This window comes from Phaeodactylibacter xiamenensis (assembly GCF_965229835.1).
Classification (GTDB): Bacteria; Bacteroidota; Bacteroidia; order Chitinophagales; family Saprospiraceae; genus Phaeodactylibacter; species Phaeodactylibacter xiamenensis.
Genome location: NZ_OZ245931.1, coordinates 5,587,162 through 5,613,479, shown reverse-complemented (window position 1 = coordinate 5,613,479; position 26,318 = coordinate 5,587,162). Strand labels below are relative to the sequence as shown.

Sequence of the window (26,318 nt, the reverse complement as noted above, 5' to 3'; positions counted from 1 at the left end):
GGGACGGATTTTCAGAGCTGTCTTATTGATCTTCTCTGTCTCTGTTAACGCGCTCCAGCATTTCCACATCGGCCAAATCCTGAAGCCTGCCTGTACTTTTTTTATTTCTTATAAGATCTTGCAGACCAATAAATTTTATCGTTCCCGATTCATCCTGAAATACTTCATGCTTAATGAATGCATCATTAAAGTCTACTCCATCTATAGACGTCAGTATGTCTATCCGGTTAGGAGGATATCCTAACTGAATAATTTGATCTGATTTTTCAAAATCCGATACTGAAACAGCTAAAGATTCAAAACCAAAATCTAACAATACATTCTTAATTTTCCGGGGCTGTCCATATCCAAAGATCAATATCCTGAGTAAACCTTGGGTAACCATAATAGGCTGTCGCGTACCCGCCAACTACCAAATATTTAACTTCATGCTTTTCTAACAACCCGATAAACTCTTTGAAATCCTTGTTCAGTATCATGGCTCCACTTCATATATTTTGTTCTTAATTGCTCCAGGTGAACCAACCTTTCCAATTTACTGAGACTTCTGAAATAATCAATATTCCCTCTGTCGCTTCCTTTATGTACGATATTAATTCTTTTGGGCGCCATTTCGTAGTTTTTCATACAATTTACAGCTTTCTGCTCAAAACGGCTTCCTCTAACCCATAACTTCATCAACTGATCTCACTGTAATTAACTGATCTTTAAATCTTAAAAAAGTAAACTACAAGCCCCTCAATTCACGGAGCCACATCTCTGGACCTTTCCTTTCTAAATTCCAGTCATTGCATCAATCAACATGCCGATCAGGATGGCTGCCGCAAATGAAGTTACCGTTCCTATCGTGTAGGCTAAGATGCCTTTGAGGTAGTTAATTTTCTTTCGTTTATTATAAAAGCGGGCGATGGCCCATCCGGCATAAACATAGGCAATCAACGCGCCTAAGCTAAGCAACCTTAGCCCCACAAGACTTTCACCGATCCCAAATACAGCGAGAATCAGCATCCCCACTCCAAGCACATAAAACAGCAGAATCAGGACTTCAAAGTAGTTGTAGCCGGCCTTTCGGAAAAACAGCCGAACCCAGAAGGCAATGACAAACGCCATCATTATATTGGCATAGCCATAATTTTTCTGCATCCATACCAGTATATCCCTAACGGCAGACTCTCCGGCTGCCTTTGCATTGGCCTCCGCGTAGTCTGTTTCAAAATTCAGCAATTGCTGGGCAAGCGTATAAAGCAGCGAACAAACGATGACAAAAATGACGGGCTTCATCAACTTGCTGCGGTCTTCCCGGATGTACCGGCGCACGCTTTCCCCGGGCCGGAGGAGCAGTTCCCGAACGGTGTACAGTATACCTTTGTCAAAGTTGAGCACGCTGCTTATTTCGGACAGCAGGTAGCGCCCGTCAATCCGTTTCAGTTTGCTCGGGTGCCCGCAGGCGGAGCAAAATTCACCGGAGAGCTCATGGTTGCAGCGCTTGCACTTGGCGGTCTGAGTCATGGTCATTAGAGGTGTTTCGGGTTTGGACCTTTGAGTATACGCAATACGAAGTGGTCACCGACGATGAATGTCGGGATCTTGGATTTGCGACATCGGCCACTGACGAAGCGTAGCTTGTCAGGACAAGCGCAAGCCACTTCTCAGCGTAAATGCTGACATTGAGTAGGTTTGCTGTGGCAAACCACTTAATCGTCAGTATAATACAAACTCAATATCGTAAGAAAAAGCAAATAAAAAAGCCCTTCACTTCGCAATGGCTGCGGCCCGGAGAGAAATCCCAACTCCCCACCACAAAACCTTGGGAATTTAACCCGAACAAGCGACCTTTGTAGTCTGACGGAAATGAGTTAGACCGTTCTTTATTTAGGCTTTTGCGATATTTTAACGCAACTTCCAAGTCTTCAGTTGCTTATAAAATTTCGCAAAACCTCAAACGGTCTAACTCATTTTGTTTCCGTCTCTTTGCGCAAATGTTAAATCCATAAGCTGATGATCCACTTCTTCGGAGACCCCCAACGAATCCTTTTTGCCGTTCAGGCTACAGCCACACTCACCGACAGCGATGTGACCAAGCTCACATGGCTCTTTGGTAATCAGTCTAAGCTGGAAGGACCGGCTATTGAAGGACAATTCATTGGGCCGCGGGCGGCAATGGTCTCTCCCTGGAGTACCAACGCCGTGGAGATCACCCAAAATATGGGCATCAGCGGCATCCGGAGAATAGAGCAGTACACGCCTTTTTCGGCAACTGCGCCCTTCGACCCTATGCTGAAGCAACGCTTCGACAGGCTCGATCAGCAGCTGTTCACCATAAATATCCAACCGGAGCCTATCCGCCCCATTGAGGATATCGCAGCTTATAATACCGCCGAAGGATTAGCGCTCAGCGAGGAAGAAGTCGCTTATCTGGAAGAAGTGGCGGAGCGCATTGGCCGCAAGCTGACCGACTCGGAGGTCTTCGGCTTTTCGCAAATCAACAGCGAGCACTGCCGCCACAAGATTTTCAACGGCACCTTCGTGATCGACGGGCAGGAACAGCCGGACTCCCTGTTCGCTATGATCCGGAAGACTTCCAAAGCCCACCCCAACAGCATCGTCTCAGCCTACAAGGACAACGTAGCCTTCCTAAAGGGCCCACAGCTCCGCCAATTTGCGCCCGAGCGCCCGGACGAACCTTCCAGCTATAGCAAAAAAGACGTGGATACTGTGGTCTCGCTCAAAGCCGAAACCCACAACTTCCCGACCACGGTGGAGCCTTTCAACGGGGCGGCCACTGGCAGCGGAGGGGAAATCCGGGACCGTATGGCAGGTGGCATCGGCTCGCTGCCCCTGGCCGGAACAGCGGTGTACATGACCGCCTACTCCCGCCTGATGGAGAACCGCCCCTGGGAAAAAGCCATGCCCGAGCGGAAATGGCTCTACCAAACGCCTATGGATATCCTGATCAAAGCTTCTAACGGGGCTTCTGATTTTGGTAACAAGTTTGGGCAACCCCTGATTGCCGGCTCTCTGCTCACCTTCGAGCACGCTGAGCACGCCCGCCAACTGGGCTTTGACAAAGTCATCATGCTGGCCGGGGGCGTGGGCTCGGGCATCCTCGATCAGGCCCTGAAACAAACGCCCCGGAAAGGCGATAAAATCGTGCTGCTGGGTGGCGATAACTACCGCATTGGTATGGGTGGCGCCGCCGTTTCCTCAGCCGATACCGGTGCTTTCGACACGGGTATCACCCTGAATGCCGTGCAGCGTTCCAACCCGGAAATGCAAAAGCGCGTTGCCAATACCATACGCAACCTCGTGGAAAGCGTTAAGAACCCCATCATTGCCATTCACGACCACGGCGCAGGGGGCCACCTCAACTGCTTTTCCGAATTGGTGGAAGAAACCGGCGGCCGTATCGACCTTGACGCCCTGCCCATAGGCGACCCCACTCTCTCGGCTAAGGAAATCCTTGGCAATGAGTCTCAGGAACGCATGGGTCTGATCGTTGCTGCAGAGGATATCCTGCTTTTGCAAAAAATCGCAGAGCGGGAGCGCGCCCCCATGTACGTGGTCGGTGAAGTGACCGGCGATATGCGCTTCTCGGCCGTTTCCGCATCCAGAGCTGAGAAACCGCTGGACCTCGACCTGGCGGACCTCTTTGGCAGCTCTCCGAAGACCATCATGGAAGATCAGACCGTGGAGCGGCAGTACGAGGCCGTAGACTATGACCCTGACAGGATTCAGGAATACCTGGAGCAGGTACTCCGCCTGGAAGCCGTGGCCTGCAAAGACTGGCTGACCAATAAGGTAGACCGCTGTGTGGGAGGCCTGGTGGCCAAACAACAGTGCGCCGGCCCACTGCAACTACCCCTAAACAACTGCGGCGTTATGGCGCTGGGGTACGACACTCCACACGGCGTCGCTACTTCCATCGGGCACGCTCCGGTCAATGCCCTGATCGACCCGAAAGCCGGTTCCAGAAATGCCATTGCTGAAGCACTGACCAATATCGTCTGGGCACCGCTGGAGGAAGGGCTGAAGTCCGTTTCCCTTTCTGCCAACTGGATGTGGCCCTGCCGCAACGAGGGGGAAGACGCCCGCCTGTACGAAGCGGTGCAGGCCGTGTCTGACTTTTGCATAGAACTTGGCATCAACGTGCCTACGGGCAAAGACTCCCTTTCCATGAAACAGAAGTACCCGGATGGGGATGTACTGGCGCCGGGTACGGTGATCATTTCCGGGGTAGGCGTTTGCTCGGATATCAATAAGGTTGTTGAGCCGGTATTCCAAAAGGACGCTGGCCCGGTGTACTACCTCAACCTTTCGCAGGATGACTTCCACCTCGGCGGCAGCTCCTTTGCGCAGGCCCGCAATAAGATCGGCTCAAAAGGGCCCGACGTAAAGGATGCTCAAAAGCTGGCGAATACCTTCAATGCACTACAGGACTTGATAAAAAGCGGAGCCGTCGTTGCCGGGCATGACGTAGCCTCCGGCGGTCTGATCACCACTCTGCTGGAAATGTGCTTCGCCGACAATAGCCTTGCCACCGACCTTGACCTAAGTGTACTCGGGGAGCCCGATACCGTCAAGGTTTTGTTTGCAGAAAATGCCGGTGTAGTCTTGCAGCTCAGAGATGAAGAAAGTGCCGCCGCGCTTGCCGACTTCCCCATCCCCTGCCACCGCATCGGCACAGTAACGGCCGGAGATGCTTTGCGCATCCAAAATGGTGAGGAGCAGCACACCTTCGACATCCCCAAACTCCGGGACGCCTGGTACGAAACCTCCTGGCTGCTCGACCAAAAGCAAACGGCCAACGGGCTGGCTGATTCGCGCTACGCCAATTACAAAAAACAGCCGCTACAGTACCAATTCCCCAGCCATTTCAGCGGCCAACTGCCGGAGCTAAAAGAGAATGCCCACAAACCCAAAGCCGCCATCCTGCGCGAAAAGGGTAGCAACTCCGAACGCGAGCTGGCTCACGCGCTGTACCTGGCTGGCTTTGAAGTCCGGGACGTGCACATGACCGACCTGATGACTGGCAGGGAGACGCTGGAAGACATCCAATTCCTGGGCGCCGTAGGCGGCTTCTCTAATTCCGATGTACTGGGCTCTGCCAAAGGCTGGGCGGGCACCTTCAAGTACAACGAGCTGGCCAAAAAGGCATTGGAAGACTTCTTCGCACGCGAGGATGTGCTCTCGGTGGGCATTTGCAACGGCTGTCAGCTATTCATGGAGCTCGGGCTCATCTACCCGGAACAGGATCCGCACCCGCTGATGGACTTTAATGATTCCCACAAGCACGAAAGCGGTTTCACTTCCGTAAAAATTGGCAATAACAACTCTGTGATGCTGTCCAATCTGGAGGGTAGTACCCTGGGCGTTTGGATTTCTCACGGCGAGGGTAAATTTGACCTAAAGGGCGCTGAAACCGATTACAACATCATTGCGAAGTACGGGTACGAAGCCTATCCCGCCAACCCAAACGGCAGTGCCTATAACACCGCCATGCTCGTCAGTGCCGATGGCCGCCACCTGGCTACGATGCCGCACATTGAGCGCTCCATCTTCCCCTGGAACTGGGCGCACTACCCCGCTGGCCGTCAGGATGAGGTGTCACCCTGGATTCAGGCGTTTGTAAATGCGCGGGAGTGGCTGGTGAACCGGGCGGGGTAAGTAGCTTCTCTGTTTAGGAATGCCTGGTTACCGGTACCAAAAGGTCTCGTTTTCACCCAGCAGGTCCGGAAGTTTCCTATGCGGAGCTAGCAGCCTGTCGGAGATGTGCTGATGCGGCGAGAGCGAGCAAATATTGTTCTGAACAAGGCGCGAAGAAGGAACATAGCCTGAGCTACGTGACTGATGAGCAACGAAGTGCAGAATAATATTTGCCGTTCGCAGACCATTGAGCGCCTCTCAGACAGGCTGCTAGTCCTTTGCTTTTCCTTTAAGCAAAGTATTTTGCTCTTCCAGCAGCTGCGTCACCCGGTTCAGCAGCTCAATATCCCGTGGAGTAGCTACGGTGGTATCTGAGGTATCCTGCGCCCTGCCTTTGAGGCGGTTCATAAACTTGACCACGCCAAAAACAACCAGGCTGATGATCAGAAAATCGACGGACACCTCGATCAGCTTTCCGTAACCAACTACGATGGCCTCGGTCTGGACGGCTCCATCCGCGTACACGGCTTCCTGCAGCACCCACTTTTTGTCCTCCAGGTTGACCCCATTAGTCAGTACAGACAATGGAGGCAGAAAGATCTGCTTTACAATCGTATCTACCACCTGGTTGAAAGCCGTTCCAATGATGACACCGATGGCAATATCAATCATATTGCCTTTGACTGCGAACTCCTTAAATTCATCGAGGATTTTTTTCATGAAATTTGTTTTATGAGTTGAATACACAAGTAATAACAGCCCTAAGTGACGGAGAAAAAATAAAGGATATAATAGAGTTTATTAACGCAAATTTTGTATGTCTCTGAATGGTCTTTTTCACCAGCTCTGCATCTCGTCCTCACCTTCGTAGCTTAGGCTACGAGGTTCCGGGCGTTCTTTGATCTGGCAAAAAATACTCATCCATACCCTATACAAAACTTGCCTTAATAAACTCTAATTTTGATTCGCTAAAATTTTCTAAACAACTGACCAAAGGAAGGTTGTGTGGGAATTTTAACGAATCCTAAAGAAAATTATATCCTTTATTTCCGTCAAACTACTAAGGTGCTGTGGATCATAGCAGGGGCAGCACACACTGTAGATTCGCCAGTTCGCCCCACGCCTTTTTGTCATAAATAAGGGGTTATTCATTACAACTTTTGTTACAAATAAGGGGTTATTCATTACAAAACTGGATTTATGATCAAAAAGCGCCAGGCATTACAAGATTTGATCCTATGGGCAGAAAGCCCGAACCGAAAGCCGTTGCTCATCCGTGGAGCCCGACAGGTAGGCAAGTCGACTCTCGTGCGCATGCTTGCAAGCAACTTTGATCATTTCATTGAACTTAACGCTGAAAAGCCCGGTATACAGGCATTGTTCCATCGGCACCTGGAGGTAAACGAGTTGATAGAGGCTCTTTTTTTCGAGCGCAACATTTCCGGTGCAGGTTCAAAAATACTACTCTTCATTGATGAGATTCAGGAAAGCCCGCAAGCTATTCGGCTGCTACGCTATTTTTACGAAGAGCATCCGGATATTCATGTTGTTGCTGCCGGGTCGTTGCTCGATTTCTCTTTGGGTGAAGTCAGGAGTTTCCCGGTTGGCCGGGTCAGTTACTATTATCTTCACCCGCTCAATTTTGAGGAGTTCCTGCAATGGAAAGGCGAGGATCGGGCACTGCAGGCATTACAGCACATCCCCGTTCCGGATTTTGCACACGAAAAGTTGCGCATCCTGTTCCATGAATATGCTCTGCTTGGCGGGATGCCCGAAGTGGTACAGCGTTACACCGATGGCGCACCGCTGTCCGGTCTTGCGCCCCTCTATGCTGGTCTTTGGCAGGCTTACCTGGACGATATCGAGAAATACGCCGGTAACAATACGCAACGGCAGGTCCTGCGGCACATCATCCGGTCTGCGCCAATGGAGCATGACCGGATTAAGTTTGCAGGGTTTGGCCATTCCAACTATGGCTCAAGGGAAGTGGGCGAAGCCCTCCGAAACCTCGAACTGGCAAGAGTGATTCGCTTGATTTATCCCACCACACAGCTTGCGCCACCTGTCATCACGGACTTAAAAAAACGCCCCCGGCTTCAGTTCATTGATACGGGGTTGCTGAATCATACCCTCCAGATCCAATCGCAGTTTCTGGGCCTGACAGACTTAAAAAGCCTTTACCGGGGATTTATCGTGCAGCACTTACTGAGTCAGGAGTTGATTGCACTTCACAACAACCAGGATTTCAAGCCCCATTTCTGGGTAAGAGAAAAAGCCAACGCTAATGCCGAGGTGGACCTGGTTTATCCCTATGAGGGGCAGCTCCTGCCGATTGAGGTAAAAGCCGGGCCACAGGGGAGGCTGCGGTCCCTGCATCAGTTTGTGGAGCGCGGCCAACCGCCCTTTGCCATCCGTTTTTTGAACAACACCGTATCTGTGGAGAACGCCCGGACACCCGCCGGATACGAATACCGCTTGATCAACCTCCCTTACTACCTCATGAGTCAGCTGGAAGGGTACTTAAAATGGGCCGCCAATCGTCAATAGCGGAGGTTGAAAAGCCCTAAAACGACCGCATCTACCGCTTTCGCAAAAGAATCTCCCCTGTTTTTAATCCGCCTGCCGGTAAATCGCCGTACCTTGACTAAAAGAGACACACTCCTTTAGTCGCATGAAAAAAGCCACCACATATCTCCTGCTCGTCGTGCTTAGCGTCAATATTTTTGGCGCAGGCACCGGAGCCCTGATACACTGGCTAGCGCACGCCCTTGAAGGAGAAGAAGTCCACTGGCACACGCATCACCACGGTGCAGGCCATGCCCATCATCATGCAGAGGCACACCATGCAGGCCACCATCATACGCATCATGGGGCCATTACCTTTTTACTGGATACCTTTAGCGCATTTGATCAGGAGGCTTCCGAGCAGTGCCTCCTCCACCTCAACTGGCTCATGCTGAGCCTTACCGGACTGCTAAGCACAATGCATTATGCTTCTGCTCCCGAGACAAGCCTCAGTGCCCTATCGGTCGGCATGCTTTTGCTTTATCAGTCCGTCCACCCGCTTATACCCTGCCCGCCTCCCAGAATCCTGAACTAACTCATTCCGTCCATTTATTCTATTTCATGAAGGTGCCGAAGCAATTGCTCTGCTTTGCAGTCAGATCGGCTTGGCTTAAACTACCGTAGTGCAGTAAAAACAGCCTGTCTTTTCTTGAAGATGGGTGTGGTACTGTGAGGTCCCCTTCATGCCTGTATTCTAAAGCCTGGAAAACCCGGGCCCAATTCCTTACGCAACAGGACATGCACTACGCAACCTCCTGTTGCCTGTCAAAAATTATAATTGTGAAACAGACACAACTACTCATAAAACTCACTTTTGCCCTGCTATTCAGTCTCAGTACAGCCTCGCTTTGGGGTCAGTCCAATGGCAATATTAGCGGCACCATACAATCCGATGCTGAAGGGCCGCTGGTAGCCGTCAACGTCGCCGTAAGGGGCACTTCCCAGGGCGCGACCACCAACGAATCCGGACAATTTACCATTGCCAACCTGTCGCCGGGCACCTACACCCTCGACATAAGTTCTGTGGGGTACAAGCGCCACAGCGAGCCCGTCGTAGTAGCAGCCGGGCAAACAGCAAAGGTCGACATCACCCTCCGGCAGACGGCAACCTCCCTAAGCGAAATCTACGTCCGTGGCGAAGCCCTCAACCGGGAAAACAATACCATTACCGTTGACATCATCGGGCAGGAGGAAATCCAAAGCCTGAATATCGAACAGCCCCTGCGGCTGATTGAGCAGGTGCCGGGCGTTGACCTCGTCGCTTACCGGCAGGGAGGCGTAGCCGATCAGTTCTCCATCCGCGGATTCGGCGGCGGCGGGCACGCCGGTGAGGCTGGTGTGGAAATCGATGGCATCTCGCTAAACGAAGCAGAGGGCCACTCCGATGGTTATGCCGACCTGAACGTCCTCATTCCGCTCAACCTGAAGTCGATGAAGGTCTATAAGGGCCCTTCATCCGTACTGTTCGGCCGGTTTGCACAGGGCGGCACTTTGGCATTAGAGACCCGCAAAGGCGGCAACTATCAGGACGTAAGCGTTACCGGCGGTTCTTTTAACACCTTTGATGCGCAGGTTGCCATCGGCAAAGGCATCCCGCTCGGTGCGTCCGATCACCAACTACAGACCAACCTCGCCTTCCAGCTTTTCCGCACCGATGGGTATTCCGAAAACTCGGAAACGCTGCGCGGCAACCTCACGGGCCGGTTTTCTTATGATCTGAGCGATAAAACGGACATCGCCCTGTCCCTGCGCGGCCACAGCAGCGAGTGGAATGCCCCGGGCTACATTTCCGAAACTCAGTTTGAGGATGATGACCGGCGGAACCTGCAGGACCCAAATGGGGAAAACGACGGTGGCAATAAGCAGTTTTACACCCAGCGCCTTGATCTCAACCACAGCTTTAGCGACAACCTTCGCCTGCTGGTGTTTGGGTATGCGGTGCAGCAGGAATTTACCCGTTTTGCTAAGTTTGGCTTCCAGCCCGGCGGGCAGTCGGAGCGGTTCAACACCCGCGATGTGTATGCCTCCGGTGCCAGCCTGAATGGCTACAGTGAGTTCTCCGGTATTTCCATCAACTGGATTGCCGGCCTGGAGTACTACAGCGAACAAACGGAGCGGATGCGCTGGGCCACCGAAGACCGGGTGCGTCAGGCGCAGACACAGGACCGCTTGTTTACGATTCAGTCCGTATCGGCTTATGCACAGGGAGAATTTGACATCAGCCCTTACTTCCGTCCTTCCATAGGGCTGCGGTATGACACTTACTTCGGCAGCTTTGAAGCGAATGACCCCGGGCAAGATGCAGTGGATGACCAAATTGACGGTCTGTACAACGTTAGCCCGAAGGTAGGCGTTCGCTCCACCTTGTATGAAGGGTTCGACCTGCGGGCGAGTGTTTCCAATGGCTTTTCGCTGCCCAATAGCGCTTTGAAATATGAAGCCGGGCTCGACCTCGGGCCAGTACAGCTGTGGCAGTATGAAGTAGGCGCCACCTACCTGCCTAATCACTGGCTGGAGTTGGATGTTGCCGGTTTCATCCTGGACTCTTCCAACGAAATCGTAGAGAACCCACCCGGCTCTCTGGAGTTTTTCAATGCCGGAGCAACCCGCCGCATGGGGGTAGAATCCAAAATAGCGCTGACGCCCCTGCCCGGGCTGCGCCTGGCGGGTACCTTCTCCTACATTGAGACGGAGATCACCAACAATCCGGAGGACAATCTGGAAGGCAAAGGCCTGACTGGCGTGCCTCAGACCATCGGTACGCTGGATGTTTCCTATGTCACCTCATCCGGGCTTGGCAGCCGTTTCCGGTTCCGGGATGTGGGGCGGTACTTCATTTCGCCGGATAACGAAGCTTCCTACGAGGGCTATACGGTATCCCACCTTTCCTTCTTCTACAATTTCAACAAGCAGTCTTCGAGGGAAGGGCGGATTTTCATGGAAATCCAAAACCTGTTTAATGCCCGCTACGCAGAGTCTGTATTTGGCAGCGTGGATGCCCGGTCTTTTGCTCCGGCTCCACTGCGGAATTACAGTGTAGGCGTCCGGTACGGCTTCTAAAACGCACTACCCTAGCTGAGGCGGCCCTTCCGGTAAGCCTCAGCCCTTTTCTTTTACAAAAATTCAAACCTTGCAGATATGAAAAACCCTAAGAGTACAATCGTCGCTGCCCTGATTTTGGCAGCCCTTTCCTTTTTCATCGTTTACTGTACCCATTCTCATGCGGAAGACGGGCACACCCATGCTCACGACGGAACAGCACATACGCATGATCATGGTGCAGGTACCCACACCCACGGGCATGGAGGCGACGGGCACACCCACCCCAATGCAGATGGCAGCCCGGCTTTCCGCTACCTGGCGATGAACGGAGAGTTTCGGATGAACCCCAACGACTCCCTAACGGAAAATGACCCACGCAACCCCAGCCGCCTCGTGCTGAAAACCAGTGAGGACAAAGGCTCGCTCTCCCGTATGGCTTTCTACGCCCATGACGATATGGAGCAAAAGCTGGCGGAGTGCGGCTATCAGTACATCGGCAGCCGGCCAGACCCGCATTACTTCCCGGAGCAGTCTAAGACATCCATCTGGGATGTGTTCCAAAAAGTAGAAGACTACGACGGAGACTGTGCGGCATTTAAGTACGTCCTCTCCCGTTCACCGCACGGCGACCCGATCCATATGCACCTGCGCTATGGGGATGACGTAGAAGCCTTACTGGCGATGAGCAATGATGAAAAGGACAATCAGTTTAACCCCTGGTGGTCGACTTACTGCGATATTGAGCGGACGACTTCGTGTGATTAAGGATAATACCTATCGGGCTTAGTGCTACAGGTGTGTATAACAAATTGCACAAAACACAAAGGCAACCCTCTGCATTTAAGCCCTATGGCTGCTGGGGTAGAGCTTCCCGCTCTGCTCCAGCTTATCCAGGACAGGCAAACGGCAAATGCTGGCAAGCTATTCAAAAAGTGCAATTTGTTATGCACACGTGCTACAGTAGTGCCTGTAGCATTAAGCTTTTAAAGATTATATTTGTTGCGTAGCCTCATTAGTAAACAAACAGCACTATGAAGGAGCGCATCCCAAAAATCCTGATGGTAGAAGATGACATGATCATTGCAGCGGATATATCCATGCAATTAACCAAACTGGGCTATGAAGTCATTGGGATCAGCACACGGGCAGAGGATGCCCTAAAAACACTGGAAAGCAACCGGCCGGATATCATTCTGATGGATATCGTACTGTCTGGAAAGATGAATGGGATAGAAGCCGCTAAAGTCGTCCTTGAAAAATTTCAGGTACCGGTCATCTTTCTGACCTCTAACGCTGATGATGCCTCTTTCCAGGAAGCGCTTACCGCAAAGCCCTATGCGTTTATCACCAAACCCTTCCAAAAATCCCATCTGGAACGCACCATCAAATTAGCTCTGCAGCGCATAGCGGTGGAAGAGGAATCCGCTCCTGCGCCTGAAGCCAGCGATCATGTCTCCGCTATGGAGGACCGGCTTTTTATCCGGTCTAAAGGGGAAATGGTCAAGGTGTTGCTCAAAGAAATCCTGTACGCAGAGGCAGACAGGAACTACTGTAAGGTGTTTACGGAAAACGAGAGCTATTTGCTGTCTGTCCCGCTGCGGAATATTGAAGCCCAGCTTCCGGCTGATCAATTTATCCGTGTCCATAGGTCTTTTGTCGTCAACCTCCAAAAAATTGATGCGATCAGCGAATACCACGAATACCTGACCATCCAATCCAGTCAGATCCCCATTGCCCGAAGGGCCAAGGAGGAGGTAGTAAAGCGGCTGAGAATGGTGTAACTTAGCGCAAGAAAAAGACTGCTTGAATCATGAAAACGCTAGTAAAGCACTTACGCAACCCGCTGCTTTTGGTTTTATCCTCGCTTTGCGTTTTGGGGAATTTGTACGCATCATATCTTACCTACGAAATGCCCAAAGCCGACACCACGCTGCAGGCTGAAGGTCCCGCACCAGAATTAGTTGCTTTTCTCGATAGCATTCGGCAGCGTTTAGCCACCCTACCTTCTGAACAGGAGAGGCTGGACTCTTTGTACAAATGGGTAAATGATTATAAAGACCTTGATCCTTTAATATCACTGGAACTCGCCCTTTTAGGGCAGCAACAATCCCAGGAGATGTCTGATCGGGAATGGGAAATGGAATTTGATTTTCAAATTGCCCGCAATTATACTAACCTGGCGAAGTACGACAGCGCTTTGGTTGTTTATGATAAAATCATTAATGATGCCAAAGAAAGTGGTGACCAGGCTGATCAAGCTTTAGCGTTTAACCGTAAAGGGTTTGTAATGGCCAACCAGGGAAATTACGCGGAGGCAGTACAGTCCTATTTGGAGGGCCTGGACCTCTATGAAGCTTTGCAGGACCAAACAGGCGTAGCGGAATCCTTTATAAGCCTGTCAGATATGCTGGGCTATCTAGGCCGGTATGAAGAAGGGGTAAGCTATGCAAAAAGAGCCTTGTTGCTCTTTGAACAACAAAAGGATACGGCCAATATGCTCCACGCTTATCAAAGTATTGCCGACAATTACCTGGGAACAGAGGAGTATAAAGAGGCGCTCATTTATATTGAAAAGGCACTAAAACTGGCAGAAGCAGCTGATCTAAGCCCTCTTGAAACCGCCAGCCTGCTCAACTCTAAGGGGAATGTCCTGAAATGGCTTGAGCGATATGATGAGTCCCTTGAGGCGTACAAAAAAAGCAATCAAACCTGTACGGAATTGAACCACCCAGGTGGAATGAGCGCTACCCTAGCCAATATTGCGGATATCTACAGAAGACAAGGAGATTATCAAAATGCATTGCCCTATCAGGAAAAATCCTATGCCTTGACTATAGAGTATGGGTTTAATATGAATATCCTTGAGAACATCGACAATCTCAGTACCATATACCGGGAGCTGGGGGATTTTGAAAAGGCGCTGAAATACCGGGAACAACTCCAAATGATGAAGGATAGCATCGTATCCGTAGAGAAGGACCAGATCGCCCGGGAGCTGACCACCAAATACGAAACAGAGAAAAAAGAAACCCAGATCTCACTCCAGGAACAACAGTTGGCACAAAAAAGTAAAATCCAAAACCTGACCTTCGGCGCTTTGGCTCTGCTGGCGGGGCTACTGTTTACCTTGTTTTACAACTTCAGGAAAAACAAGAGAATCACCGCGCAATTAGGAGTAAAAAACCAGGAAAACGAACTCCTCCTGAAAGAGATTCACCACCGCGTAAAAAACAATCTGCAGACGGTCTCCAGCTTGCTCAGCCTGCAATCCGAAAGCATCAGCGACAAAAGTGCTTTTGACGCGGTACAGGAGAGTAAAAACCGCGTTGCTTCCATGGCGCTGCTCCACCAAAAGCTCTATCAGGGCGAAAACCTCGCCGCTATTGAAATGCGCGATTACTTCGAAACCATCGGCAGCACCATCATCGACAGCTTTGGGAAAAAGGCGGAAAACATTGCATTGGACATTGATATGTCAGAACTGGAACTCGATGTAGACACGGCAGTCCCCATTGGGCTCATCACCAATGAGTTGATTACGAACTCCATCAAACATGCTTTCCCGGATCAGGAGAAAGGGCAGATTCGTATCACCCTGCAACCAGGCGAAAATGGCTTGCTAAAACTGCTTATCGCAGATAACGGGCACCCCACGGCAGCCGAGGCTGTTTCAAAAAAAGACAGTGGGTTTGGAAGCCTTCTCATTCAGTTGCTGACCACTCAACTGGGAGGAACACTGGAAACGTCTACCGAGCACGGCACCTCTACGGTGATTCGGTTCCCGCTGCAGCAAAAATCAGCAGCCTGATCGTGAATTGAACACAGTTGCCGGCAAACCCTTGACGATACTATTTTCCTGTACATAAGCCCTGCGGTTTATCCTGACTTCCTCTAAGTCGTCTCTTTTCGGAGAGCACCTACCCTATTCCCCTACCTTTCGGACAGCGAGACTTACCATCCGGACAGCCGCGTTTAATCCTTTTCCCATTCCGTCTACCTTACTTCTTTTGAATCTAAGCAGCTTACATAGTAAGCACCCGTCCGGAAAATGAATAGCCATGCCCATATACCCGCCTCCTAAGGTACTGATCCTCGAAAGCCGAATGATTATAGCGGCTGATGTATCCCTTCAACTCTCAAAATTAGGATACGACGTCATAGGGATCAATACAAGGAAGGAAAACGCGCTCAAAACCATTGCCCGTCATCGGCCGGATATCATTTTAATGAACATAGCAACCCGGAGTATGACAGGCGGACTAAGCACTGCCCGGGCCATTAAGGAGACTTTCCGCGTTCCCATTGTGTTTCTGAGCGCCCATACGGACAGAGCACTACTACAACGGCTTATTCATTTAAACCCTTACGCACTCATCACCAAGCCCTTTGAAGTAAAAGACCTGCAAAGAGGCATGGAAACAACGCTCAGCCGAATGGTGGCGGAAGGGTTATGGCCTGCACCGCTGTAACTATATCGGCCCCAGGAAATGGCGCTGCGCCGCCCGGCTTTCCCGGAAAACCATTCGGACAGTCAGCAGAACCGTTCGGACGGTAGCGCCAGATACCGTTGTAGGACTGGCTAAATTTGAATCAAGCTTTACGGCTTATTACCGATTGATAGGCATACGTTTCGTTGTCCAGCATTATCAAGAGGTATGGCTTCTTCTTAAACCTTTAAACGGATTAATCATGAGAAAAATACTTTTGTCAACCGTCCTCGTTTTTTGCTTTGGGCTGGTTTATGGGCAAATAACGAATGTTGCATTGAATAAGCCCGCCAGGCAATCGAGCCAGTACGGTACTAAAGCCAAAAATGGCGCTCAGTTTGCCAATGATGGTATTGTTCAAAACGAAGGCCAGGGAGATCTCCTTCAACATACTGATAAGGACACAAACCCCTGGTGGGAGGTAGATTTGCAAGGAACCTATGAAATCACTTCCATTCGGTTGTACTGTAACAGCCCCCTAAATACTCTGACAAAAGTCTAAAAACTTTTTTAGAGATTTAGATATGGAAAAGCAAGAAAACAGAGGCCGGAAATTCAGCAAAAAGGAGAAGCTGGAGATTCTGGATGAAGCTAAAGCTTATGGGGTCAAAGTAACTTTGGCGAAGTATGATGTGTACCCTGCAACGTACTATTACTGGAAAAAGCAGTATCAAGCTGATGGTGCTGATGGCTTAGACCATAGCGTAGCTAAGGCCAACCGGAGCCGGATACGAGAGCTGGAAAACGAACTGGTCCATTACAAGCTCATGCTTGCAGAAGAGCAGTTGAGAAGCCGGTTAAAGGATGAGCTATTGAAAAAAAAGTACCCAGAGTTGAGAAAGTAATGTTAGCAAAACAATACATGTCGCTGGGTTTGATGCGGGAGGAAGTGTTAACGATAACGGGGCTTACCCGCCATGATTTATACTATCAGCCAACGGGCCGAAAAGTAGGCAAGCAAGCCACCCATTGGACACTGTTCAAAGACCCAGTAACTCAACTCTTAACGCGTCGTAGTAACGAGGAAGTAGTCACCGGTATTATCTCTATTTTGGCTGATAAAGATTTGCCAAATTGGTATCGTTTGGTGAGTGCTACTTTACAAGTTCGAGGTTGGTATATCAACCATAAAAAAGTGTACCGGCTGGAACAGGAAAATGGCCTTTTGTGTAAGGCCAGAAAACGTAAAGGGCGTAATTTTGTCCAGTACCGCAGAGTATGCCCGCAAGGCCCATTAAGGATCATTGAAATGGATATCAAGTACGTCTGGGTAGCTGGAAAGTCCTGCTACGCCTACGTCCTGACGATATTGGATACTTTTACTCGCTTTGCCTTACATTGGGCTGTAGGCTACGTCATGAAGCAAGAACAGATCAAGGATGCCTGGGATCAGGTCATCGTGAAATACTTGCAGCCAGCGGACTTGCTCAAAGCTCAAATCAGCGTCGAAATACGCAATGATAATGGCAAGCAATTTTGCAGTAAAATGGTCCAACAATACTTTCGGGACAATCACCTTAATCAGGTTTTTACGCATCCTTACACGCCCGAGGAAAATGGCCACGTAGAGAGCTTTCACAAGACCTTAGGCAGCTCTTTGAAAGGAGCCTATTTCCACACGCTCAAAGACTTGGAAAACCGGTTGAATAAGTTCTACCAGACTTACAATAATCATCGCCAGCATAGCTCTATAGCGATGCTCAGTCCGAGTATGTTTTGGGCACTCTGGGAGGATAACCAAATCGAAATGGAAACCTTCGATAAAAAGAAAGCTCGGTTCAAATTGAGGCTAAGTCTTCAGGATGTTTTATCTTGGAAAGAGATACACCGCTATGACTGTTCCTTCGGGTAATCAGAACCAGCAGGTGTTCCTCGCAATAATGAGGTTCCCTCGATGGGGCCTCATTATTAAAAACGTAATGGTAGGCCTACGCATTACTACCTTCGGTACAATCGTCACCGTTGGTGTTCTCGCAGAGCAAAGATATTACCATCACGAATGATTATTATTCACTAATAGAATTTTGTCCGATTCTTAGGGGGCTGAACCATGTACAACAGAACGAATTGCTGTGCGGAACGATTGAATAATTTCACCATTTTGGTATCCGACGTTCCTTTTACTGAAAACGCTGGTGGAACAACATTTGTCGCTAAGCAGGCCGCTCCCAAAGTAGATGAAACTTATTCTGGAAATGCAACGGGACGTTATGTCCGACTTTTTACAAACCAGACTGACTACATGTCTATCCCCGAGATAGAAATATTTGGGGAAAAGGAAGAAGAGTTCGCAGAGAAAGGCACTGTTACACTTCATAGTACTGGTGATTACGATCTTCTAGTCTTCGTAGGAGAGCCAGGTAAGGAAGGAGAAGAAGTCGGCAGGCTACTTGTAGGTAACCGCTTAACTTTACCAGATATGGCTAGAGGTACATACCTCAGGTTTAAGCCTTATGGAACAGACGACAATGTAAGGACTGAAGAAGTTTTTTTATGGAATATTGACAACCATGACTATTTTATCTATGCACAAGCGGCTACAGACCCAAGAGAAAATGCTTTTCCGATAGGAGCTAATTTATACGGTATTAATTTAGCTACTCTCAACCCAAGAAATATTGCAAGCAGTAGACAGGGGAAAATTTTTGAGAGCCTGGAGTCTTCCTCAGTAGATTACACTACACTCGATGGAGCAAATGGGGAATATATCAAAGAAGGGTTTGAATACACCAAGTATAACAAGGGCTTAGGGTCTAAAAGTGAAAAAATGCGGTATAAAGCCGAAAGTGTCAAAAACTCCTGGTCACTTAATGTGGATTTATCAGCTTCTAAGCATATAAAAGGAGTAGAAGTGGACGGAGGAGTTGGTGTAGGATATAAAGAATTCGATGAAACACATAAGAACCAAAAAGAAGTTTACCTGGAGAGAAGTGAATGGAAAAGCAAATACAGAATTACTTGTGACTCTTCACTAGCAGACCTGGATGAGAGATTCATGGTCAGTGTCAGAAATCTGCCTTTAGAATATGATGCAGCAGCAAAAAAAGAGTATGAAAAATTTGTTAACGATTATGGCACACACTTTTTATCAGAAGTTATTTATGGTGGCTTCTATAATTCTTTCCTTGCGATGTCAGAAAATTCTTTTAATAGCTTACAGGGCAATGGTTTAGATGTTAAAGCTGATTTGGGGGTTAGTGCAGGAGGAACTACCGAGACGACTGACATAAATAAATCGCCCTCAAGAAATAAAGAGATCAAGACAAGTTCTAATAACAGTAAAGGAGCGAAACTAAGTGTGTCGTATAGTAAAACACACGAAAAAGCATTGGAAGAACATTTTAGTGGGATGGAAGGCGGCTATGAGTACGCCGGAGGAGACGGGAGTTTCGACAGCTGGAGTCTAAATGAAGATGAAGTTGTTCCTGTCATAATAAAGCCGCAGTTAATTTCTGTCTTGATTAGCCCTGAAGTTTTTAAAGATGATACTGATCCTGACCAATTGTACACAATCAAAGGAAACTTAGAAAAGTACCTGATAGAATACATTGGCAAAATGCCAAAGAAAATGCCTATCGAAGCTCCACCTGTGGCATACACACTCGAAATTGACGAGGTTACAATTTCAAAATATAAAGACGATGGTGATGCCACCAAAAAAGCAGATATATCGATCAAGGCTTATTCCGGCGCACTAAGCCGATTACGGGGAAATCAGCCAACAATTGATTACAGCAATGGAGAGGTGGAGAAGCAATTGGTACGCGAAGCGAATATAAATCCCGGACAAAAATTAGGAAAGCCACTATCCCCTGCAGGTATTCCAAAAATTGGATTAGTCGTAAAACCAGGCAATCCTGAGAAGCGGGTATTCAAGATTGCAGGTACATTTAAAGAATATGACAGCAACTTTGGTGGCACTCCCGAAGAGTGGGTAGCTTCCGGCTACATCAACACCGACTTGACAGATGCAAAACCTTCACGTACCGGCGAACTTAGGCTCCTCCATTCGGCTAAACGCTGGGGGTCTCAACAACAATTCGATGTCATTGTAAAATATACCTTGACCCGAGATGGTGATATTTTTGACATTCCGGAAGGGGCACAAGTAATCCAGTCCAACCAAACAGAACAAATTTCGGCCGGTGAATTAGTTACTGACCCGGCATTGGATACTAAAAAGATCACCCTCAGGCATAAAGGCGCATACGTTGCTAAATATACCATAGAGTATACAGCAGCTGGCACTAAGAAGACTATCCACACAGGCGAAGTAACCAGCGGTAATGAAGACACTTATAGCATCCCTGCTGACGCTACTAATGTATCCATAAAAGCCGAAGGCGCAACGGGTTTGGTTTGGGAACCATGGGTGACTCACTTCAAACAGAATTATCCAAGAATCGAGGCTAGAACCATAGAGTCATACGGTACTACCCTAAATCAATCCTATAAAGAACTTAACGAAAAGGGTGGAATAATATCACAGGGTAACACGCCTCCACCGCCTGCTGATACCAAAAGAATCACATTCAAAAACAAGGGAGCCTTTGTTGCTCGCTATAGTTTGGAGTATATTTTACAAGGAAGATTGGTTAGTGAAAACACCGGCAGTATTACCAGTGGCAGAGAGAAGTCCTACGATATTCCACGGGTTGCCACCAATGTTAAGATTAAGGGAGAAGGTGCAACAGGTCTAGCGTGGGAGCCTTGGCGTAAGCATATTGAAAAAACTTACCCAACGGCTATCACCAAAACAATTGAGTCAAAAGGTACCACGCTCAATCAATCCGCCAGAGAATATTAATACCCATCTAAAACAAGACCTCCCTGAAGTATGACTTCGGGGAGGCGATTTCTACAGGTAGCTTTAAATAGTCAAGAGGTGCTATGTTAGCATCTCTAGGTATTAGGCACGCACCTTAAACCTAAGAAATGAAAAAAATAAAATATTCCGTATTCACCATAGGTCTTCTTTTTACCGCTTTCCTTTTTATAAATGGGCGGGATGCTTACACCAAAAGTTTTGAAATCACAGAAGAGCCCGGGGAAGCCAAAGTAACGGCACTTGCCGGTAAAAGGTCCCTTATTGAGACAGCAGGCCTTTTCAAAAAAGATGACTTTTGCTGGAAGGAAACCTACGGCAGAGGCGTTGGCACCATTCCCAAAATATGCCCTAACGGCATGGAAAACGATGCTGGCCTTTGTTATACCCTTTGCAAAGAGGGGTATTACGGTGTAGGCCCGGTCTGTTGGAAGTCCTGCCCTGAAGGTTTCAGGGATGACGGCGCTTTTTGTTTCAAACCGGAATCTTACGGCCGGGGCGGTGGATATATCTGGAAAATCGGTGATAGGCCATTCAGTGCGTCCGGCCAGTTTAAGCGGTGCGAAGAGGCGCACGGTAAAGGCAACTGCGAAATTTACGGGGCAATCGTTTACCCCAAATGTAAAGAGGGCTTTTACGCTGCCGGGTGTTGTGTATGCTCACCGGTTTGCCCGGAGGGTTTTACGGATATCGGGGTCTCTTGTGCTAAGCCATCGTATGGCCGGGGCGTTGGTATTATTCCTACTATTTGTGAAGACGGCAAGGAAAACAATGCCGGCCTTTGCTACAAACTATGCAGGGATGGGTTTAAAGGCGTAGGCCCGGTCTGTTGGGAAGTGACCTGCCCCTATGTCAATGGTACAGAATGGACCAATTGTGGAGCAGGCTGTGCCCAATCTACTAATACCTGTGCAACAGCCATCATAGACATGACCGTATCTCCTCTGGTTGCGGTTTTAAGCATCGCGGGTATGACCGTCTCAGGAGGAGGCTCCGGCGTAGTCAAAGCTGTGGCATCAACCGGGAAGACGCTTAAATATACGGCGAAGGCAACCAAGGGCGTATCGAAAATCACACAGGCTGCTATTGAGAGAGATCTGATGGCCAAAGCCAGAGAACAACTTAATGGTCAGCCAATGCCTGAACACCAAAAGAAGGGTATAGAAGAATATGCCGCAATGGCCTACGATGCCGCAAGGACCTATGATTTTGATTGGCGGGATTTTGCAGGGGTTGACCCCACTGGTCTTACTTCAGTCGCTGCGGCTTATGCAAACCCGCTTTGCAAAGACATAAAGTCAACACCTTCATACATATCCAATGTAAAGGAAGTGAAGTTTCACAGTCAAGGCAGCCTTACCCCGGACCAGGTGAGGAGTATGGCCCGGCAAAATGAGTGGACTATAGCTACCGCGGCTGAGGTGCATGATGCCTGGACCTACAAAGGGCTCGATGTGTATGCTTTTGGAATGATGGCGGATGGCAGCTTTGCCGTACCCGTACAAAAAGATCACTCCAATTTTAAAAAAGGCCCTAATATTGGAGCCGTAGGAGGCAATCAAGGGTTCTTCTACATCGATAATATGGTCAATATTGCGCTAAACAAACCCGCAATACAATCGAGCCAATACGGGACCAAAGCAAAAAATGGCGCTCAACTTGCCAATGATGGCATTGTCCAGGACCAAGGTCAGGGAGGTTTCCTTCAGCATACCAACAATGATACAAACCCCTGGTGGGAGGTAGATTTACAAGGCCATTATGAAATTACTTCCATCCGGTTGTACAACAGAACGAATTGCTGTCCCGAACGATTGAATGATTTCACCATTTTGGTGTCTGATACTCCTTTTACAGGAAACGCCGGCGGAACAACCTTCATCGCCAAACAGGCCGCTCCCAAAGTAATTGAATCTTATTCTGGAAAGGCAAGGGGGCGCTACGTCCGGTTTTTTACGAATCAGACCAATTACATGTCTATCCCTGAAATAGAAATATTCGGGACGCCTGTAGAAGGTAATTAAAGTAGTCGTTGAGGATGAGCATTCGACAAACACCTAAAACCCTGAATGCCGATTATCATCGGTACCACACAGTCGATTTAGCTCAATACACAGCCTTAACAGTACCATTATGCAAATAAAGGGCGTGTCAAATTAAAAAAATGGCACGCCTCTTTTCAGCACCTACTGACCTGTAATAAACCCAGCTACAAGCATGAGAACCTTCTTCTTACCCACCGGCTTCTTCCTCTTTTGTGCGGTTTCCCTAAATGCACAAATCACAGACTCTATCCGAAACACCGTTGATACCTTCCTGAACAGACTGGAACAATCCGTACTGGAGTACGAGCAAAACGTGGACATTGCCGCTTCCACCAGTACGATCACCGCCCAAGACATTCAAAACCGGGGATACGACAACCTGGACGAGCTGATCAGCTCCGTGCAGGGTATGTACCTTACCCATGACTGGAAAAGTACGGAGTATGGGATGAGAGGCGCCGCCCCCGGTGAATCCAACAACCGGCGCGTGTTGATCCTGATAGATAATATTCCCCTGAATGACCCCATGACGGGCCGTGCCCCCTCTGGTTATGAGTTGCGCGGTATTCCCATGGAGAATATTGAAAGCGTGACGGTCATCCGGTCCCCGGTGGGCGTCTTATACGGCAACAATGCGATGCTTGGCGTGATAAAGATCAAGACCAAAGCAGCCAGAAAAGGGCTTGGTGCATTCATCGACGCCGGTAGCTTTGGAAAATATGATGCGGGCTTATCCCTGGGACAAAAGTGGCGCAACACCTCTTTTGCGCTTTCCACCCGGGTGGGGGCCGTTGCAGGGCAGGATATTTATATTCCCGGATATGGCGATATCGTCCCTGCGGGCGATCAGATGGATTACGCGGCCCTGCAATTCAAACTGAATCACCGAAATTTTTCGATCAAAGCCGGCTACCACCAAAGAACAGGAGCCATTGCCTACGCAGAAGACCCGGTAGATGCCCCGGATTTGGTTTCGATTGCCTTTTTCGAGGATGGAGCGTTCACGGAGCAAACGCTGTATGCCGATATGAGCTATGAGGGAGACATTAAGGAAAACCAATCCGTCTACGCACGCCTGTTTTTCAACCATGACCGGGACGAGCAGCAGCTCAATTACGTTTGGAACACTGACGATATTACGGAAAGAAACAGGGTGCTGGAAAGCACATGGGCGGGGGCAGAGTACCAACACCTGTTCAAATTTCAGCCGGACCACCAACTCCTGCTCGGGACAGAATTTTGGTATGTCCCTACAGCGAATTATACGGCCACTGTACTGAATGAACCGGATGCCAATCTCGATTTCAGTTACTGGACCCTCGGTGTTTTCGCCCACGACAGCTATCAAATCAGTGAGCAAGTAGCCCTAAACGGCGGCCTGCGGGCAGATATCAACTCCCGCACGGACCCGGTTTTCTCCCCGCAGCTGGCCCTGCTTTATACCCCCACGGGAAAAACCACCCTGCGTGCCGGATATAGCCGGGGCTACCGGCTTCCCAGCCTTATAGAAGCCAATGTGGCACAAGAACTTCAACCCCTGCCCAACCCCGACCTGATCCCGGAGGCTTCCAACAGCCTGGAGGTGGCGTGGAAACAGCAGGTAAGTAAGGATTTAAACCTGGACGTTTCGCTTTACTACCAGCGCCTCGAAGATTTGATACCCAGTGATCCCTTCGTGCCGCAATTTATAAATGCCGGCACCCTGGAGGCGATGGGGCTGGAAGCCGGGGTGTCGGTTGATTTGCCGGAAGGCATTCAAACCTATTTGTACTACAATTTTCAATTTGATAATGCAATGAGGGTGAATGCCCCTTCTCCCTTATGCAAATTTGGCGTTACCGTTCCCTTCCTAAAGCACTTCACGCTTTTTGCCGAAGGGCAATACGAAGGAAGCAGGCTCACTTTTGATGGCAACTATACTCTGCCCTTTTTCCTGATGAATTCCAACCTGATGTTCAACCCCCAAGCGGACCCCGCGAACAAAAAAACCAAATGGTTAGCCCCATTAAGCCTTTCCTTTAGAGTGTATAACCTATTTGACCAATTCTATACGCACCCTTCCAGACGAGCCTTCCTGCCGCAGTTTGTAGGGCAAAATGGCCGTATCTGGCAGGCGAAACTCGCGCTGCAATTTTAGTGTATGTTTGGAGGTGCACTTCGGCTGATAACCAAAGCCTTGTGAATCCCGGTAAAACCGGGAACGTCATGGAAAAATACTTATTTGACCCGCCAAACGCGCATTTTTCCATTTAGTCACAACCACAACTCTTTGATTATCAACTCTTGTTTGCTCCAAACATACACTTAGGAAGCTTGTCGTTAGCATTTATTCAGAGGCATTATAACTTATTCTTATGAAGCGTTTTATTGTTTGTCTGTTATGTGGATTTATCTTCTCTGGTGTTTTTGCTCAGCGCAGTGAGTCCGTAAAAGGATGGTCTGTTGGTACCGAGAAGGGCTACGCGCAAATTGCAGGTGAAGTAAAGCCGGGCAGTGGGTTCGGTTTTGGCGTATATGGAGATTGGGCGTTCAACAATTTTCTGTCCACCCGTTTGTTCCTGGGAATGGGGGAGGCGCGCGGCTTGGATGAGACGACAAACACAAACTGGCTCAACCACCCGGTTTGGAACGGCTCTGTGGATCCTGACATCAACTACAATAATGCCACTTCCAATTCGATATATGCGAACTACAGAATGATGTACATGGAAGCCAGCCTGCAGGCCGTTTTTACGTATACCCAACTCCCATTTTTCAAAAATAACAGCCCCTTTGACGGGTTCCTCACAGCCGGGGTAGGTGTTATGCGTTATAATACCCGTATTGATGCGGCCAGAGAGGACGGCCTGATTTACGATTTTACTTTTATAGACATCACACCGGCTTCCACCAAAGCTGAAATCATTGCCAATGTGAGTACCTTCGGAGATGGCAACTATGAAACCCAAAACCATCCGGAGCCTCAAATCACCCCTCTGTATCAATTAGGAGCGGGCTTCAAATGGCGCGTAAGAAAAAACATCGCCCTTTCCCTGACGCACCGTGTTTCCCTTGCGGGCACGGATGACCTGGATTCTTACCAATGGGACGAAAACAACAGGTTAAACGGGGTGAATGATATCCATCACTTTTCTACGATTGGCGTGAGTTATACTTTTCGTAAACGGGCAAAACAACAATCGCCGGAACCCTTCCCGCTGACAACGGAGCTAGAACAGGAGGTCGTCCCGGAGCCGAAGCCCGAACCAGAAATTGCAGTAACACCCAAGCCTGAACCCAAACCCAAAATCGTGGAGGAGCCTAAGCCTGTCCTCCCCACCAAACCCTCAGTGGACCTCGTAGAACTAACCACGGATGAAGCAGAAGTAGTCAACAGAGCCTTTGAAAATACAGAATTCGAGACAGACAAGGCGGTAATCAGGCCGCGCTCGTTTGAATCGCTCAATGAACTGGCCCTACTCCTGTCAGAACACCCCAACTGGAAACTCAGAATCACCGGACACACCGACAATACGGGTACCGCCGAATGGAATATGGATTTGTCCAGGCGCAGAGCGGAAGCCGTCCGAGAATACCTGGCCAATCGCGATATTGATACGGAGCGGTTTATTGTGGCATGGTTCGGGGAGGAACAACCCATTGCTGATAATTCAACCGCAGAGGGGCGGCAGCGGAACCGACGGGTAGCCTACGAAATTGTTGAGTAAAACC

The 26,318-nt window shown here is 49.2% G+C and carries 19 protein-coding genes; 15 read left to right on the top strand and 4 right to left on the bottom strand.

Going from position 1 to position 26,318, the window contains the following annotated elements; all coding sequences use genetic code 11:
* Positions 1 to 22 precede the first annotated feature (22 nt).
* The 3 genes from ACO08I_RS21280 to ACO08I_RS21270 form a co-directional block, all read right to left on the bottom strand.
* Positions 23 to 409 (bottom strand): hypothetical protein, encoded by a 387-nt coding sequence (locus ACO08I_RS21280; protein WP_282783636.1) that lies wholly within the window; start codon positions 407 to 409, stop codon positions 23 to 25.
* Between the two features lie 17 nt (positions 410 to 426).
* Positions 427 to 627, bottom strand: coding sequence for a hypothetical protein (locus ACO08I_RS21275; protein WP_421947018.1), 201 nt, complete (start codon positions 625 to 627; stop codon positions 427 to 429).
* Positions 628 to 774: 147 nt separating this feature from the next.
* Complete coding sequence (locus ACO08I_RS21270) at positions 775 to 1,515, bottom strand: DUF3667 domain-containing protein (RefSeq protein ID WP_282783632.1); 741 nt, start codon at positions 1,513 to 1,515, stop codon at positions 775 to 777.
* Between the two features lie 483 nt (positions 1,516 to 1,998).
* Between ACO08I_RS21270 and purL the strand changes: the two genes are divergently transcribed.
* A complete protein-coding gene (purL, locus tag ACO08I_RS21265; RefSeq protein ID WP_421947017.1) occupies positions 1,999 to 5,664 on the top strand; it encodes a phosphoribosylformylglycinamidine synthase in 3,666 nt (1,221 codons plus the stop codon).
* A 249-nt stretch (positions 5,665 to 5,913) separates the two neighbouring features.
* Here the strand turns inward: purL and mscL are convergent, their stop codons facing one another.
* On the bottom strand, positions 5,914 to 6,363 hold the full coding sequence (gene mscL, locus ACO08I_RS21260) for a large conductance mechanosensitive channel protein MscL (RefSeq protein WP_421947016.1): 450 nt from the start codon (positions 6,361 to 6,363) through the stop codon (positions 5,914 to 5,916).
* 480 nt (positions 6,364 to 6,843) lie between these two features.
* On the opposite strand from mscL, the gene ACO08I_RS21255 reads away from it, so the two are divergent.
* From ACO08I_RS21255 to ACO08I_RS21190, 14 genes are all read left to right on the top strand, one after another.
* Positions 6,844 to 8,190: an ATP-binding protein gene (locus ACO08I_RS21255; protein WP_421947015.1), complete on the top strand. Its 1,347-nt coding sequence runs from the start codon at positions 6,844 to 6,846 to the stop codon at positions 8,188 to 8,190.
* 124 nt (positions 8,191 to 8,314) lie between these two features.
* On the top strand, positions 8,315 to 8,743 hold the full coding sequence (locus ACO08I_RS21250; protein ID WP_282776930.1) for a hypothetical protein: 429 nt from the start codon (positions 8,315 to 8,317) through the stop codon (positions 8,741 to 8,743).
* Between the two features lie 245 nt (positions 8,744 to 8,988).
* On the top strand, positions 8,989 to 11,268 hold the full coding sequence (locus ACO08I_RS21245; RefSeq protein WP_421947014.1) for a TonB-dependent receptor: 2,280 nt from the start codon (positions 8,989 to 8,991) through the stop codon (positions 11,266 to 11,268).
* A gap of 78 nt (positions 11,269 to 11,346) precedes the next feature.
* Complete coding sequence (locus ACO08I_RS21240) at positions 11,347 to 12,015, top strand: hypothetical protein (RefSeq protein WP_282776927.1); 669 nt, start codon at positions 11,347 to 11,349, stop codon at positions 12,013 to 12,015.
* Positions 12,016 to 12,281: 266 nt separating this feature from the next.
* A complete protein-coding gene (locus tag ACO08I_RS21235; RefSeq protein WP_421947013.1) occupies positions 12,282 to 13,031 on the top strand; it encodes a LytR/AlgR family response regulator transcription factor in 750 nt (249 codons plus the stop codon).
* 29 nt (positions 13,032 to 13,060) lie between these two features.
* The gene (locus ACO08I_RS21230) at positions 13,061 to 15,058 is read left to right on the top strand and encodes a tetratricopeptide repeat-containing sensor histidine kinase (protein ID WP_421947012.1); all 1,998 of its coding nucleotides are present in this window, start codon (positions 13,061 to 13,063) and stop codon (positions 15,056 to 15,058) included.
* Positions 15,059 to 15,308: 250 nt separating this feature from the next.
* The gene (locus tag ACO08I_RS21225) at positions 15,309 to 15,719 is read left to right on the top strand and encodes a response regulator (protein ID WP_282776921.1); all 411 of its coding nucleotides are present in this window, start codon (positions 15,309 to 15,311) and stop codon (positions 15,717 to 15,719) included.
* A 220-nt stretch (positions 15,720 to 15,939) separates the two neighbouring features.
* Complete coding sequence (locus ACO08I_RS21220) at positions 15,940 to 16,239, top strand: hypothetical protein (RefSeq protein WP_421947011.1); 300 nt, start codon at positions 15,940 to 15,942, stop codon at positions 16,237 to 16,239.
* 22 nt (positions 16,240 to 16,261) lie between these two features.
* Positions 16,262 to 16,582, top strand: a complete 321-nt coding sequence (locus ACO08I_RS21215) for a transposase (RefSeq protein ID WP_421946841.1) — start codon at positions 16,262 to 16,264, stop codon at positions 16,580 to 16,582.
* Complete coding sequence (locus tag ACO08I_RS21210) at positions 16,582 to 17,589, top strand: transposase (RefSeq protein ID WP_421947010.1); 1,008 nt, start codon at positions 16,582 to 16,584, stop codon at positions 17,587 to 17,589. Before ACO08I_RS21215 ends, ACO08I_RS21210 begins: the two co-directional genes overlap by 1 nt.
* A gap of 198 nt (positions 17,590 to 17,787) precedes the next feature.
* Positions 17,788 to 20,544 (top strand): thiol-activated cytolysin C-terminal domain-containing protein, encoded by a 2,757-nt coding sequence (locus ACO08I_RS21205; RefSeq protein ID WP_421947009.1) that lies wholly within the window; start codon positions 17,788 to 17,790, stop codon positions 20,542 to 20,544.
* A 128-nt stretch (positions 20,545 to 20,672) separates the two neighbouring features.
* Positions 20,673 to 22,586: a discoidin domain-containing protein gene (locus tag ACO08I_RS21200; protein ID WP_421947008.1), complete on the top strand. Its 1,914-nt coding sequence runs from the start codon at positions 20,673 to 20,675 to the stop codon at positions 22,584 to 22,586.
* Positions 22,587 to 22,779: 193 nt separating this feature from the next.
* Entirely contained in the window at positions 22,780 to 24,744 is a 1,965-nt protein-coding gene (locus tag ACO08I_RS21195) for a TonB-dependent receptor plug domain-containing protein (RefSeq protein ID WP_421947007.1), read from the top strand.
* Positions 24,745 to 24,961: 217 nt separating this feature from the next.
* On the top strand, positions 24,962 to 26,314 hold the full coding sequence (locus ACO08I_RS21190; RefSeq protein WP_421947006.1) for an OmpA family protein: 1,353 nt from the start codon (positions 24,962 to 24,964) through the stop codon (positions 26,312 to 26,314).
* The last annotated feature ends 4 nt before the right edge of the window (positions 26,315 to 26,318 follow it).

Coding starts and splice junctions, on each gene's coding strand:
- ACO08I_RS21235 (WP_421947013.1), top strand. CDS start 12,282: ATGAAGGAGCGCATCCCAAAAATCCTGATGGTAGAAGATGACATGATC.
- ACO08I_RS21195 (WP_421947007.1), top strand. CDS start 22,780: ATGAGAACCTTCTTCTTACCCACCGGCTTCTTCCTCTTTTGTGCGGTT.
- ACO08I_RS21205 (WP_421947009.1), top strand. CDS start 17,788: ATGTACAACAGAACGAATTGCTGTGCGGAACGATTGAATAATTTCACC.
- ACO08I_RS21270 (WP_282783632.1), bottom strand. CDS start 1,515: ATGACCATGACTCAGACCGCCAAGTGCAAGCGCTGCAACCATGAGCTC.
- ACO08I_RS21255 (WP_421947015.1), top strand. CDS start 6,844: ATGATCAAAAAGCGCCAGGCATTACAAGATTTGATCCTATGGGCAGAA.
- ACO08I_RS21230 (WP_421947012.1), top strand. CDS start 13,061: ATGAAAACGCTAGTAAAGCACTTACGCAACCCGCTGCTTTTGGTTTTA.
- ACO08I_RS21210 (WP_421947010.1), top strand. CDS start 16,582: ATGTTAGCAAAACAATACATGTCGCTGGGTTTGATGCGGGAGGAAGTG.
- ACO08I_RS21275 (WP_421947018.1), bottom strand. CDS start 627: ATGAAAAACTACGAAATGGCGCCCAAAAGAATTAATATCGTACATAAA.
- ACO08I_RS21200 (WP_421947008.1), top strand. CDS start 20,673: ATGAAAAAAATAAAATATTCCGTATTCACCATAGGTCTTCTTTTTACC.
- ACO08I_RS21220 (WP_421947011.1), top strand. CDS start 15,940: ATGAGAAAAATACTTTTGTCAACCGTCCTCGTTTTTTGCTTTGGGCTG.
- ACO08I_RS21215 (WP_421946841.1), top strand. CDS start 16,262: ATGGAAAAGCAAGAAAACAGAGGCCGGAAATTCAGCAAAAAGGAGAAG.
- ACO08I_RS21190 (WP_421947006.1), top strand. CDS start 24,962: ATGAAGCGTTTTATTGTTTGTCTGTTATGTGGATTTATCTTCTCTGGT.
- purL (WP_421947017.1), top strand. CDS start 1,999: ATGATCCACTTCTTCGGAGACCCCCAACGAATCCTTTTTGCCGTTCAG.
- ACO08I_RS21225 (WP_282776921.1), top strand. CDS start 15,309: ATGCCCATATACCCGCCTCCTAAGGTACTGATCCTCGAAAGCCGAATG.
- mscL (WP_421947016.1), bottom strand. CDS start 6,363: ATGAAAAAAATCCTCGATGAATTTAAGGAGTTCGCAGTCAAAGGCAAT.
- ACO08I_RS21250 (WP_282776930.1), top strand. CDS start 8,315: ATGAAAAAAGCCACCACATATCTCCTGCTCGTCGTGCTTAGCGTCAAT.
- ACO08I_RS21240 (WP_282776927.1), top strand. CDS start 11,347: ATGAAAAACCCTAAGAGTACAATCGTCGCTGCCCTGATTTTGGCAGCC.